Consider the following 12,199-nt stretch of genomic DNA (forward strand, 5'->3'; position numbering starts at 1 on the left):
TTGTAACGGAGGTTTCTTGGAAACATCGGAATTTGCCATCGGTCAGCGTTGGGTTAGCCACAGTGATACGGCTTTGGGGTTGGGTATCGTTACCGACATCTCCGGTCGCCGAGTCACACTGGGGTTTCCTGCGGCCGATGAAGAACGCACGTACGCCACCGATAACGCGCCCCTGTCGAGAATTGTGTTCCAGCTGGGTGAGGAAATAGAAACCTTCGATGGCAGCAAGTATACGGTGCGTGCCGTGGAGGAAGTGGGCGGCATTCTGATGTACCACGCCGATGACGGCGAAGAGACGGTTCAGGTTTCTGAGGTCAAACTGGCGGGTTCGGTGAATTTTTCGGCGCCCCATCAGCGTCTGTTCGCTGGCCAGTTCGATCGCAACGGTGCCTTCCGCCTGCGCGTGTCTACGCTCGAACATCAAGACCGACTCCGCGCATCGTCGGCGCAAGGGCTGATTGGCGCCCGCACGCAGCATTTGCCCCATCAGCTGTACATCGCCCATGAAGTCGCTCGCCGTCACGCACCAAGAGTGTTGTTGGCGGATGAAGTCGGGTTGGGTAAGACCATCGAGGCAGGCCTCATTCTGCACTACCAGTTGCATACCGGCCGTGCCCGCAGGGCGTTGATTGTGGTGCCGGATTCGCTGATGCATCAGTGGCTTGTGGAAATGCTGCGCCGGTTCAACCTGAGGTTCTCGATTGTCGATCAAGGCCGTTACGACGACATTAAGGCTCAGCAAGACGATGTGGATGCGCTGGTGAACCACATTTTTGGTGACGACGACGATGGCGAAAATCCGTTCGAATCGGACCAGTTGGTTCTGTGCAGTCTGGATTTCCTGGTGCGCAGCAAGAAAGCCCGTAACCACGCCCTGGCAGCGGGTTGGGACCTGATGGTGGTCGATGAAGCCCATCACTTGGCGTGGGCACCGGAACAAGCAAGCCCGGAATATGAAGTGGTGGAAGAGTTGTCCGCTGCCAGTAAGGGACTGTTGCTGCTGACAGCAACTCCTGAGCAAGTGGGTATCGCGAGTCACTTTGCCCGTCTGCGCTTGCTGGATCCCGCCCGTTTCCATGATTTGGAAGCGTTCCGCGAGGAAGAGCAACAGTACGAAGCTATCAACTCAGTGGTGCGTCGCCTGCAGGCATCGCCAGATCAAATTGCCGAGGATGATAAAGCAGCTCTGGCGAACTGGTTGGGCGACGAGCTCGGCGAACTGCTGGAGCAGGACGAGGCGCATCAAGCGGTTATCGATGCTTTGCTGGACCGTCACGGTACCGGTCGAGTGTTGTTCCGAAATACTCGGGCGGCCATTAAAGGCTTCCCTGAACGGCAGCCTTTGTCTGAGCCGTTGCCTTGCCCGGCTCTTTATGAGGAGGCCCGCTACGGCGATATCGGCTTGGCGCCGGAGCAAACGGTTGCGGAAGATCAGTGGTTGGCGGAAGACCCGCGTGTCGCCTGGCTGGAGAAAAAACTGGCCAGTTTGCGCCCGGCGAAAGTGGTGGTTATCTGTGCCCGCGCGGATACGGCGATGGCGCTGGAAAGTTATTTGCAGTTGCGGGCAGGTATTCGCAGTGCCGCTTTCCATGAGCATCTGAGTTTGGTTGAGCGGGATCGGGCAGCAGCCTACTTCGCAGATACCGAGCAGGGAGCACAGGCGCTGATTTGTTCGGAAATCGGCAGTGAAGGCCGCAACTTCCAGTTCGCTCATCACCTTGTGCTGTTTGATTTGCCGGCTAATGCTGACTTGCTGGAGCAGCGGATTGGTCGTTTGGACCGCATTGGCCAAACTGAAGCTATCCGGATTCACATACCTTACCTTCAGGGCACCAGTCAGGAAGTTCAGTACCGCTGGTTCCAGGAGGGATTGAATGCCTTCGGAGAAAGCTGTGCGGTGGGTGTGGCGGTGCACGAACACGTCAGTAGCGATTGGCAAAAAGCCCTGGAGGGTGATGAAGGGGCGCTGGAGTCTTTGTTGTCGGCCAGCGCAGAAGAAACCAAGCGTCTGAAAACCCTGCTGCATAACGGTCGGGATGCGCTGATCGAATTGAACTCTTGTCGCCGGGACGAAGCGGAAGCCCTGATCGCCGAGATCGAAAAGGAAGAAAGTTCGGCTCAGGTTCGCGATTACATGGTTCAGGCGTTTGATATTCTGGGCGTCGATATCGAGGACCACAGTGAGCATGCCGACGTGCTTAAACCTGGCGAGCAGTACCAGTCCGGCCACGTGTCTGAACTACCAGAAGACGGCCTGACTGTGACTTGGGAGCGCGAGCAGGCGCTGCAGCGCGAAGATATGGCATTCATGAGCTGGGAACATCCGATGGTGACCGGGGTAATGGACTCGGTCACCAGTTCTGGTTTGGGCAAGGCGGCGCTTGCAAGCCTGTCAGTTAAAGCCCTGCCGCCGGGAACTCTGCTGCTGGAAGCGGTCTTCGCCGTGCATTGCCCGGCTCCCGAGAGGTTACAGTTGACTCGCTATTTGCCCGTATCGCCGCTGCGACTGGTGGTGGACGTAAATGGCCGTGATTTGTCGAAGGCTTTGCCTCATGACCGTCTCAACGAATTGTGCTCGAACATTCGTCGGCGTACCGCTCAGGCTATTGTTCCGAAGATTCGGGCGGAAGTAGAAACTATGGTAGACCACGTGGAACGGCTTTCTGATCCGCACCTTTCGCCTTTAAAAGAGCAGGCGCTGGCTCAGGTTGCAGCGGGTTTTGAGCCCGAAATTCGGCGCTTGGAAGCTTTGCAAAAGGTTAATCCGGCGATTCGTGACGAGGAAATCGACTTCCTGCGTGATCAACTGGCGGCGGCTCGCGAGGCTGTGGGGCATGCCAGCCTGGCTTTAGAAGGCATCCGGGTCATCGTAACATCGTGAGGTAAGTGGTGATTTTGCGCACTCGGTTATCTAGCGCAAGGACACCTGTTAAGGTAAGTTGAATAAACGAATCATTAGCCAAGACCTTGGGTCAATACGACAAAGGCTTTAATCCATGGAAGACAGAGAGAACCTAAAATGACTTTGATTCTTTTTCTGGCGGCACTAGCCGGCTTGCTGTTTGTGATGCGCAGAGAGTCCGGCGCCAAGCATGCCATCGGCGTGATGTTGGTGGTGGGCGTGCTATCCCTGTTTATCGGCTCGGGCTGGCTAAGCTTGGTGCTGTTCATTGGCGCAGCGATCACTGCTGCGGCGGGTTTGCCACAATTCCGTATCAACTGGCTGACCCCGCGTGTGTTTGCCATGTTCAAAAAAGTGGCGCCCAAGGTTTCTGAAACCGAAAAGGTCGCCTTGGAAGCCGGTACCGTGGGCTGGGACGGCGAGCTCTTTACGGGCCGCCCGGATTGGCACAACTTGCTGATCAATCGCCACAGTGGGCTGACTGAAGAAGAGCAGGCCTTTGTAGACAACCAGTGCACGCAAGCCATTAGCATGTGCAACGCGTGGGACTTGGCCGTTGAGCGGGCGGACCTGCCTAAAGAGCTTTGGGATTTCCTGAAGAAAGAAAAGTTCTTCGGCATGATCATCCCGAAAGAATACGGTGGTCTCGGTTTCTCTGCGAAAGCCCAGACAGCGGTGCTGCAGAAGCTGGCCGCGAACGAAATGTTGATGGTTACCGTTGGGGTGCCCAACTCCCTCGGGCCAGGCGAGCTGCTGCTGAAGTACGGCACGGAAGAACAGAAAAAGCACTATCTGCCGCGTTTGGCAGATGGTCTCGAGATTCCCTGCTTTGGTTTGACCGGACCTCGTGCCGGCTCCGACGCCACGTCGCTGCCAGACACCGGTATCGTGTGTAAGCAGGAAGTGGATGGCAAAGAAGTCGTGGGTATTCGCCTTAACTTCGAGAAGCGCTGGATCACGCTGGCGCCGGTAGCCACAGTTGTTGGCCTGGCGTTCCGGATGTTCGACCCTGACGGTCTGCTGGGTGAAACCGAAGACCATGGTATTACTTGCGCTTTGATTCCTCGCGATACCGACGGCATGGAGATTGGTCGTCGTCATTGCCCGATCGGTTCGCCGTTCATGAACGGACCGATCAAGGGTAAGGATGTCTTCATCCCGCTGGATTACATTATTGGTGGTCAGGAAATGGCGGGCCAGGGCTGGCGCATGCTGGTTGAGTGCTTGTCCGTTGGCCGTTGTATTACGCTGCCTTCCGGTGCTGCAGGCGCCGCTGCCTACTCAGTGGGTACGGCCGGTGGTTTCACCCGTGTTCGTCGTCAGTTCAACACTCCGGTTGCTGAGATGGAAGGCGTTCAGGCGCCTCTGGCTCGAATTGCCGGCAAGACATACATTGCTCAATCCGCGGTTAATCACACCGCGAACATGATTGATAAGGGTGAGAAGCCGGCGGTGCCGTCTGCTATCCTGAAATATCACCTCACCGAGTTCCAGCGCGACATTCTGACCGATGCAATGGACGTTCACGGTGGTAAAGCGGTGACCCTTGGGCCCCGTAACTACGTGGGCATTGGCTACAGCGGCATGCCGGTATCGATCACGGTGGAGGGTGCAAACATCATGACCCGCAGCCTGATGATCTTTGGTCAGGGTGCCATTCGTTGCCATCCGTATGTGCTGAAAGAGTTGGCAGCCAAAGATAATGATGATCTGAAGGCGTTTGATGAAGCCTTCTTTGGCCATGCCGGCCTGATTTTCGGCAACGCCGCTCGAGCCTTTACTCAGGCCTTTGGCATCGGTAAAGCTGATGTGCCGCTCGACAGTGCTTCCAGCAAATACGCGCAAGCGTTGGCCCGGTTCAGCTCCGCGTTCGGGCTGTGTGCCGATGCGGCTATGTCTACTTTGGGTGGCGAGCTGAAGATGCGTGAGCTGCTATCAGCCCGCTTGGGGGACATGCTGGCGAACCTGTACTTGGGTTCCATGGTGCTGAAGAACTGGCATGAAGGACAGCCGGCTGAAGGCGAGAAAGAGTTGATGGAATACAGCATGACCATGCTGTTGAATCGCACTGAAACCGCACTGGACGAGTTCCTCAAGAACTTGCCAAACCGTCCGGTGGCCATCGCGTTGCGGGTTATTACTTTGCCACTTGGCCGTCGCTGGGCTGAGCCGAGCGACAAATTGACCCGTACGCTGGCTCGCGCAATTTCCACGGATACGCCGCTGCGTAACAAGTTGTTGGCAGGTGCCTGGACCGCTGACGGAGAGGGAGACATTCCGAATCCGGTAGCTCAGTACAACCATCTGTTGAAGGATTACGACAAGGCTGAACAGCTTTACCGGAAGGCGACCAAGGCCTACGCCAAAGGCGAACTGCCAATGACGGCCTTGCATCCGGAAGAGCGTTTTGAGGCGGCCCTTAAGGCAGAGGTCTTTACTCAGGAAGAGGCCGACTTCATGCGCGAGTATGAAGAGTTGGTGCTTGAAATGCTGACTGTGGATGACTTCCCGTTCGATGAGTTTGCCCGCAACAAGGACACGCTTATCGACCACAATCCGGCTTAAGGAATTGAGCTGAGATGTGGTTGTCAGTTCTTGCCGTAAGTGTTGGCGCCGTGATTGGCGCCAACCTTCGTTGGGCCCTGGGCCTATGGCTGAACGCCTCATACCACGCGGTACCTTGGGGCACGTTGGCCGCCAACCTTATTGGCGGCTGGCTGGTGGGTGTGCTGATTGGCTTGTTTACCCAAAGTAATGCGCTGGCGCCGGAGTGGCGCTTGTTTGCAATTACCGGCTTGTGCGGCGCCTTGACAACTTTCTCGACCTTTTCCTTGGAAATGTTTGGCGCGCTTCAAGAAGGCAAGTGGGCTGTGGCTTTAGCGGGTATCCTGTTGCACGTTATCGGCTCTTTGCTGATGACCGCTTTTGGCTTCTGGACGTTCGCAATACTTAGAGGCTAGGCAGCCTGAGATAGGCCGGTTTGAGGCTGTGTATCTTTACCTACACAAATTCTTATCAAGGCCCTTGGCAAGCCCGATTTTCCAGAGTAGAGTGTTTACTGAAGGAAAGATTAGCAAAGCAGTTCATGAATAAGACGTACCTCCGCAGTTAGTAGTGCCGTCCTGTTTTTGATCCCGCGAGTTCAGTTTTTCCGTATACACGCTGACCAGCACCAGAATGGTGTGTGGCGGCAGATAAAATGATTGATTTCAGGAAGTTTACGTATGTCTACTGTTACCGGTACTGTTAAGTTCTTCAACGAAGCTAAAGGTTTTGGCTTTATCACTCGTGAAGGCGGCCCGGACGTATTTGTTCACTACAGCGCCATCCAAGGCTCTGGATTCAAGACCCTGGCCGAAGGTCAGCAGGTTGAGTTCACCGTAACTCAGGGCCAGAAAGGTCCTCAGGCGGAGAACGTTGTTCCTCTGTAATCTGTAAAGATTAAGGACAACATAAAAAGGCAGCTTCGGCTGCCTTTTTGCGTTTCTGAAAAAAGGAAAAGGGCATGCCTCGTGTTGGGGGGCAAGAACCAAATGATCTGACCGCGCGCGGCTATGAACAAAATAGAATCAAACGCGCCTGTTGTGTTCGTTGTTATTGACTATAGTTAAAGCTACAAACGGCAGAAAGCTTGAAGTGATTCAGGTGCCGTGTGTCCCGATACTAACAACAGTAATAATGCGGGGTAGTTTATGCTGCTGTCTCATGCGTTCGGTCTCTTTACCCATCCAGGCCAGGAATGGGCATCGATACGTAAAGAACATGAAAGTCCGATGAAGCTCTACGTGGCCTATGTGCTGGCGCTAGCTGCCATTGCGCCAATTTGTGCCTATATCTCCACCGCCCATTTCGGCTGGACGATCGGCAGCGAACGGTTGATCAAGTTAACCGAAATCAGTGCCATACAGCTGAGTATCCTGACCTACATAGCGATGCTGGTGGGTGTATTCGCGCTTGGCTATGCCATCAACTGGATGGCGAAAACCTACGGTGCGAAAGAAGAGCACGTGCCCTCCAATGGCATGGCACTTGCTGCCTATTCTTGTACGCCCATGTTCCTTGCAGGCTTTGCTCTGCTGTACCCGGTTCCATGGTTTAATGCTTTTGTATTCTTGGCTGCGGCGGCCTACAGTGCTTGGCTGATGTACGATGGCCTGCCGATTGTTATGGGCATTGATAAAGACCGGGCTGTTATGTACGGCGGTGCATTGTTAACGGTCGCCTTGGTGATACTGGTATCAACTCGCGGCGGATCGGTCATTCTGTGGAACTTGGGGGTTGGTCCAGTCTTTATTAGTGGCTGATTGCCAGCTGGCTAATGTGCGGCACTTCTAAGGATAGAGGTGCCGGCTTGGGTTGCCGTCGGAATCATTGTAGGATGTTGGCCCTACGCTCAGTTTTGAAAGGAATCAGAGGATGAGTAAGGCCATTGTGCTTTTGGGTGATCTGGGTATGGATCACGCCGGTTTCCCACCTACACCTGTTATTGCAGGCTCTCCCGATGTCTTGGTAGACGGCAAACCTGTTGCCCGGCTCGGCGATCCTTTAGCGCCTCACGCTAAGCCTAAACACCCTCCCCACCCTCGAGCCATAGCGGCCGGTTCTGCAACCGTCATGATAAATGGGCAGCCAGCAGCAATCACTGGCGGCGCAGTATCCTGTGGCGGCGTCACTATCGGCAGTGGTACCGTTATTATTGGTAGCTGACGGCACTACTGTGCTGTCGTGGCAGCGACCGAGCCCGTCTCGGTCGTTTTCGATGACCAGAGTGGATAAGGGATACCTGCCAGCCGATTCATCGCAAAGGCATGCGCCAGCAGCAAAGCGACACCGGCCATCAAGACCGGCAGCTGGGCTGGGTCAGGCATCAAGCCCAGAGATACAATCAGTGCGGTAGCGCCGGCCGGTGGATGTGCAACATCGAACAGCACCATCAGGCAGCCTGTCAGTCCCAAGGAGAGAGCAGCGGCGCCAACGCGGGGTAGATCTACGCCCGTCAGGAAGGCTGACGGTTGTTCCTGCAAACCAAATAGGTAAAGGCTTAGCAGTCCCATCAGCGCCCCGATCAAATGGCCGCATAAGGTGTTTTTCGGAGATGCGGGTTGGGCCATGGGGATGTAAAACAGAATGAAGGCGGTCGCGCCAAGAGAGGGGAAGATGAACGCTTCCTGAGTAATCAGGGCGACAAAAGCCACCAGAGCGATACTGAGCCCACCATTGACCAGATTAAAGCCCGCGAGTACCGTCTTTCGGCTGTAGCGTTGTGCCAGATTTTCCAAGTGAAGCGCCTTGAGCAACCCTGTGGCGAGTTGCCAGCGCAACCTTTCGTTACGAATACCCATGCTTGCTCCCATGCACCGAAAAGGTGCGCAATAATACGGCTTGCCAAAAACCAAGACAAACATGGATTTTCGATAATGCTTAAGAGGGGGGTGAATAACAGCATCTCGGGTCTGCGCCGGAAGAATTGCACTGATATAGTAAGCACCCTTTAGATCGAGTTGAAAATAGGGTTAAAAGAGATGCGGGTGGTTCCATGAGGTTGTGGTTGTTGTTACTTGTTTTGTTTTCATTCGCGAGCCATGCCTCAAGCTCGGGGGGGCCGAACCTGGCCTCCGTGAGTGCTGCCGCCGCCGTGGTGGGTGAGAACGGCTTATTGTTTGATAAGCACGCAGACCGGCCAGTGCCCGTGGCTTCTGTTACCAAGCTGATGACCGCCTTGGTTGTTGTTGAATCGGGCTTGGATATGAACGAATGGCTGACGTTCGAAGAGCGCCATCGACCGGCCGCGGCAAATGCCTGGACTCGCATTCGAACAGGTTCACAGTTACCTCGGAAAGATGTTTTGCGGATCGCACTGATGGCGTCTGAGAACTTTGCAGCCTATACCTTGGCGCGCTCATTTCCGAACGACTTTGATGGCTTTGTTGAGGCTATGAATAACAAAGCCAAAGCACTCGGCATGACCAACACCCGGTTTGTCGATCCCACAGGCCTGTCGGCAGAGAATGTGTCGTCGGCCGCGGATTTGGTGTTGCTGGCAAAGGCCGCCTTGCAACACCCAGAAATTCGTGAATACTCCACCACGGGGTATTTCCGCGCCGAGTTTCGAAAGCCCCGTTACAGTTTGTCTTATGGCAACACGAACTCACTGGTCCATAGCGAGCGGTGGGGTGTAAGCCTGAGCAAAACCGGCTATCTCAAAGAAGCGGGGCGCTGTTTGGTGATGGTGTCTGATATGGGCGGAAAAGACGTGATCACCGTGCTGCTGGATTCTTTGGGCACCCGATCTCCGATGGGCGATGCCGGGCGCATTAAACGATGGCTGGTGACGGGTGAGCTTGGCTCGGTAGCCAATGCAGCGAAACGTTATGAGAAAGAAAAGAGCGCCGAGCTGGAGCCGTCTATGAGCGCCAGCCTGTCTGAACCGATGAATAGCAAGGCCGAGTAAATCATGATTCAGATTCTGACCACTGGCGGTACCATCGACAAAGTGTACTTTGATGCCAATAGCCAGTTTGAAATTGGTGACAGTTTGCTACCAGAGCTGTTGACGGAGTCCAATATTCACGAGGGCTATGCTCTGCGTGAGTTGGTACGCAAGGATAGTTTGGAGCTGACTGATGAAGACCGTTCGGTGATTCTTGAGGCGGTGAACCAAACAGCCAGTCGGCGCATACTGATTACCCACGGCACCGATACCATGGCGGAAACCGCTGAGGTTTTGAAGCAGGTACCGGATAAAACGATTGTCTTGACGGGTGCCATGCAGCCTGCACGAATGCGCCGAACCGATGCGCTCTTTAATATTGGTTTCGCCTGGTCGGCAGTGCAGCTATTGCCGTCTGGTGTATACATAGCGATGAATGGTGAAGTCTTTGAGGCGGGCACTGTGCGCAAAAACCTTGCAGCCCAAAAGTTTGAGCGCACCGAAGGCGCTGGTTAAGCCGAACCGAAAATCGAGCGGATTTCGTCGCCTGTAAGTTCCCGGTATTGGCCCGGCGCCAATGCCGGGTCCAGCGTAATCTCTCCGATTCGCAAACGGTGCAGCCCCACCACGTGATTACCAACCGCAGCCAGCATGCGCTTTACCTGATGGTAGCGGCCTTCGCTGATCGTTAGTTCAATCGTTGTTTCCGAGCACGTCACCACGCTAGCCGGCAGGGTGGGCTTGTCTTCGTCTTTAAGCAGTACCCCCGTTTCCAGCTTCCCCCTGGCCTCGCTTGAAAGTGGTTCGGACAATTGAACCTGATAGGTTTTCGGGCAATCGCGCCGGGGGGATGTGACTTGGTGTGACCACTGGCCATCGCTGGTCAGCAGTAACAGGCCGGTGGTGTCTTTATCCAGTCGACCCGCAATGTGGACCTTCGAGGCCAACTGGGAAGGAAGCAGATCAACGGCCGTAGGTTGGCTGCTATCGGTGGTGGCGCTGATGACACCATCTGGCTTGTTCATCATCAAGTAGATTTCACCCGGCAAATGAAGCTCTGAGCCATCCAGTTCGACGACAGCCTTGTCAGTGACCTGCAGGTTCGCTGATCGGACGGGGGAGCCATCTACGCGCACCCGACCTTTAGTGATGGCTTTCTTGGCATCTTTGCGCGAGAGCTCTGTGCTGGTGGCAAGGTATTGGTCCAGCCGCATTAACAGCTCTCCCCTTCGAGAGGCGCAGTGAGGGTGCGAAGGCAAAGGGCTGGTGTTTTGCCGGTCAGTCGAGACCAAAGCACCGGCAGAGCATCCGGATTCATGGCGGGTCGAGGAAGTTGCCCGCTGGGAAGCGCGGTTAGATCTGAGCCCTGAACTTCGGCCAATGCAAAGGTGAAGGGGTGTGCGCCGGGTATGCCCAAGCGTATATCCGTGGCGGTTATTTGTTGGTTATTAAGTTCATAGTGCAGGAAACCGTTGGTAAACCATTCCAGTCGCTGGGCTTCCGGGAGGTCCGCAACCGCTCGGGCAAGCTCGGGGCTTTGGGGGAAGTATTCAAGCGTAAGTGCATTATCCCCGTCGAAAAATCCGGTGACGATTTCCACTCGCATGTCATCGCTGATGGCCGTTGCCCGCCACAATACGGTATTGAACGGCATGGGTTGCACCATTAGAACAGAGTCTTTTAAGCCAGCGGCAGCTACGGCAGGTTTGACCCGCTCCGTGATCAAATGTTGGGCGGTAACGCTCCATCCCAAGTACAGCGATGACAAGAGCAGGCCCAGTGTAAGTACTTTTGTTGCAGGAGGGCGGATTAGAAATGCCGCGCAACCTATCAACAAGGGCAGGGTGTAGAGCGGATCGATGATGAAGATGCTATTGACGGCAAGCGGGCGACCAAGCGGCCAGAAAAGTTGGGTCCCGTAGGTAGTAAAGGTGTCGAGTAACGGGTGCGTGAGCAGTACCAAACCGACCAGCACCAGCCAGCCTAGGTAGGACAGCTTTGGTTGCAAGCGAGACAGCCCCCACGCAATCAGTAATGACAGTGGGGTCAAGACGAACAACGAATGGCTGAAACCTCGGTGTTGAGTGAAGTTGGCAATGGCAGTGCCGTAGTCAATCAACACATCCAAGTCGGGCAGAGTGCCCAGAACTGCGCCGGCCAGCAAAGCTGAGCGGCCAAGCGTTTTGCCTGCCACTGAGCCGGCAATAGAAGCGCCGAGGGCTATTTGAGTGATTGAGTCCATGGAGTCCGGATAACATCGTTGGTGTAGGTGTCGATATTATGCGCGGATTCGGTCGTTAGTTCACGGGGAAGGGAGTGAAACCACTGGCAGCATCGAATGCCGCCAGTGGGTAAGCCTATGTGATCAGGCTTTTCTACGGCGTGTCATACCCAAGCCGGCCAGGCCTAGGCCGAGCAGAGCCAGAGTGCCGGGTTCAGGAACGGAGGCGACGACATTTTTAGCAGTAATGGTCGCTTCTATGGTTTGGGCTAAGGTACAGCCTTTGCCTTTGCAGGTGTCAGCAACTGTGGCAAACGCAATGCCAAACACTGAGCCATCACCCAAGGTAATGTCACTGGGTTGTCCACCAAGACCAAAGGTCAGGCCGCCTGCGCCACCAAACCCGAAGGCCCAGCCCCAAAGAGCTCCTCCGAGTCCGCTTCCGTTAGCATCGACCGCATCGGGTGCGGAAAACGCCAATGTTGCGTTGACCATTCCGCCGATGGCGCCCCAGCCTGAAGCGGGTCCATAAAGGACGGCGTCAAAAAAATCAAAGGTATAGCTGTCGCCCGCAGCCAAACTGAATATCTGATTATCCAGATTGGCGTCGAGCGTCAGGTTTACAGAACACCCTGAGCATAGTGAA

At 55.1% G+C, this 12,199-nt stretch carries 11 protein-coding genes and 1 pseudogene; 8 read left to right on the plus strand and 4 right to left on the minus strand.

Translation table 11 applies throughout. From position 1 onward, the window contains the following. Window positions 1-16: 16 nt before the first annotated feature. The 6 genes from rapA to ACNQ6O_RS01095 all read left to right on the plus strand — a co-directional run bounded on the left by rapA (window position 17) and on the right by ACNQ6O_RS01095 (window position 7,609). The gene (gene rapA, locus ACNQ6O_RS01070; protein ID WP_418051405.1) at window positions 17-2,881 is read left to right on the plus strand and encodes an RNA polymerase-associated protein RapA; all 2,865 of its coding nucleotides are present in this window, start codon (window positions 17-19) and stop codon (window positions 2,879-2,881) included. Window positions 2,882-3,019: 138 nt separating this feature from the next. Then, window positions 3,020-5,467 carry an acyl-CoA dehydrogenase gene (locus tag ACNQ6O_RS01075; RefSeq protein WP_418051406.1) on the plus strand — a complete coding sequence of 816 codons (2,448 nt, stop codon included), beginning with the start codon at window positions 3,020-3,022 and terminating at the stop codon, window positions 5,465-5,467. 14 nt (window positions 5,468-5,481) lie between these two features. Next, window positions 5,482-5,862, plus strand: a complete 381-nt coding sequence (crcB, locus tag ACNQ6O_RS01080) for a fluoride efflux transporter CrcB (RefSeq protein WP_418051407.1) — start codon at window positions 5,482-5,484, stop codon at window positions 5,860-5,862. Window positions 5,863-6,126: 264 nt separating this feature from the next. Beyond that, window positions 6,127-6,333 (plus strand): cold-shock protein, encoded by a 207-nt coding sequence (locus ACNQ6O_RS01085; RefSeq protein WP_058341996.1) that lies wholly within the window; start codon window positions 6,127-6,129, stop codon window positions 6,331-6,333. A gap of 261 nt (window positions 6,334-6,594) precedes the next feature. Further along, a complete protein-coding gene (locus ACNQ6O_RS01090) occupies window positions 6,595-7,206 on the plus strand; it encodes a Yip1 family protein (RefSeq protein ID WP_418051408.1) in 612 nt (203 codons plus the stop codon). Window positions 7,207-7,318: 112 nt separating this feature from the next. Beyond that, window positions 7,319-7,609, plus strand: coding sequence for a type VI secretion system PAAR protein (locus tag ACNQ6O_RS01095; protein WP_418051409.1), 291 nt, complete (start codon window positions 7,319-7,321; stop codon window positions 7,607-7,609). Window positions 7,610-7,614: 5 nt separating this feature from the next. Here ACNQ6O_RS01095 and ACNQ6O_RS01100 read toward each other — a convergent pair whose 3' ends face one another. Next, window positions 7,615-8,244 (minus strand): HPP family protein, encoded by a 630-nt coding sequence (locus ACNQ6O_RS01100; RefSeq protein ID WP_418051410.1) that lies wholly within the window; start codon window positions 8,242-8,244, stop codon window positions 7,615-7,617. A gap of 194 nt (window positions 8,245-8,438) precedes the next feature. Between ACNQ6O_RS01100 and pbpG the strand changes: the two genes are divergently transcribed. Both pbpG and ACNQ6O_RS01110 read left to right on the plus strand, forming a co-directional pair. Continuing rightward, complete coding sequence (pbpG, locus tag ACNQ6O_RS01105) at window positions 8,439-9,353, plus strand: D-alanyl-D-alanine endopeptidase (protein ID WP_418051411.1); 915 nt, start codon at window positions 8,439-8,441, stop codon at window positions 9,351-9,353. Window positions 9,354-9,356: 3 nt separating this feature from the next. Continuing rightward, window positions 9,357-9,848, plus strand: coding sequence for an asparaginase domain-containing protein (locus ACNQ6O_RS01110; protein ID WP_418051412.1), 492 nt, complete (start codon window positions 9,357-9,359; stop codon window positions 9,846-9,848). On the opposite strand, the gene ACNQ6O_RS01115 is transcribed toward ACNQ6O_RS01110, so the two are convergent. From ACNQ6O_RS01115 to ACNQ6O_RS01125, 3 genes and pseudogenes are all read right to left on the minus strand, one after another. Beyond that, complete coding sequence (locus tag ACNQ6O_RS01115; RefSeq protein WP_418051413.1) at window positions 9,845-10,546, minus strand: pseudouridine synthase; 702 nt, start codon at window positions 10,544-10,546, stop codon at window positions 9,845-9,847. The two genes, ACNQ6O_RS01110 and ACNQ6O_RS01115, sit on opposite strands and share 4 nt — an antisense overlap. Beyond that, window positions 10,546-11,574, minus strand: a complete 1,029-nt coding sequence (locus ACNQ6O_RS01120) for a metal-dependent hydrolase (protein ID WP_418051414.1) — start codon at window positions 11,572-11,574, stop codon at window positions 10,546-10,548. The genes ACNQ6O_RS01115 and ACNQ6O_RS01120 overlap by 1 nt, the downstream gene beginning before the upstream one ends. 123 nt (window positions 11,575-11,697) lie before the next feature. After that, window positions 11,698-11,781, minus strand: a pseudogene (locus ACNQ6O_RS01125) (PEP-CTERM sorting domain-containing protein); the annotation flags it as partial. Window positions 11,782-12,199 lie beyond the last annotated feature (418 nt).

Source organism: Marinobacter sp. SBS5, from assembly GCF_048285575.1.
In the GTDB taxonomy this organism is placed as follows: Bacteria; Pseudomonadota; Gammaproteobacteria; order Pseudomonadales; family Oleiphilaceae; genus Marinobacter.

Coding starts and splice junctions, on each gene's coding strand:
- ACNQ6O_RS01085 (WP_058341996.1), top strand. CDS start 6,127: ATGTCTACTGTTACCGGTACTGTTAAGTTCTTCAACGAAGCTAAAGGT.
- ACNQ6O_RS01110 (WP_418051412.1), top strand. CDS start 9,357: ATGATTCAGATTCTGACCACTGGCGGTACCATCGACAAAGTGTACTTT.
- crcB (WP_418051407.1), top strand. CDS start 5,482: ATGTGGTTGTCAGTTCTTGCCGTAAGTGTTGGCGCCGTGATTGGCGCC.
- ACNQ6O_RS01115 (WP_418051413.1), bottom strand. CDS start 10,546: ATGCGGCTGGACCAATACCTTGCCACCAGCACAGAGCTCTCGCGCAAA.
- ACNQ6O_RS01120 (WP_418051414.1), bottom strand. CDS start 11,574: ATGGACTCAATCACTCAAATAGCCCTCGGCGCTTCTATTGCCGGCTCA.
- pbpG (WP_418051411.1), top strand. CDS start 8,439: ATGAGGTTGTGGTTGTTGTTACTTGTTTTGTTTTCATTCGCGAGCCAT.
- ACNQ6O_RS01100 (WP_418051410.1), bottom strand. CDS start 8,244: ATGGGTATTCGTAACGAAAGGTTGCGCTGGCAACTCGCCACAGGGTTG.
- ACNQ6O_RS01075 (WP_418051406.1), top strand. CDS start 3,020: ATGACTTTGATTCTTTTTCTGGCGGCACTAGCCGGCTTGCTGTTTGTG.
- ACNQ6O_RS01095 (WP_418051409.1), top strand. CDS start 7,319: ATGAGTAAGGCCATTGTGCTTTTGGGTGATCTGGGTATGGATCACGCC.
- ACNQ6O_RS01090 (WP_418051408.1), top strand. CDS start 6,595: ATGCTGCTGTCTCATGCGTTCGGTCTCTTTACCCATCCAGGCCAGGAA.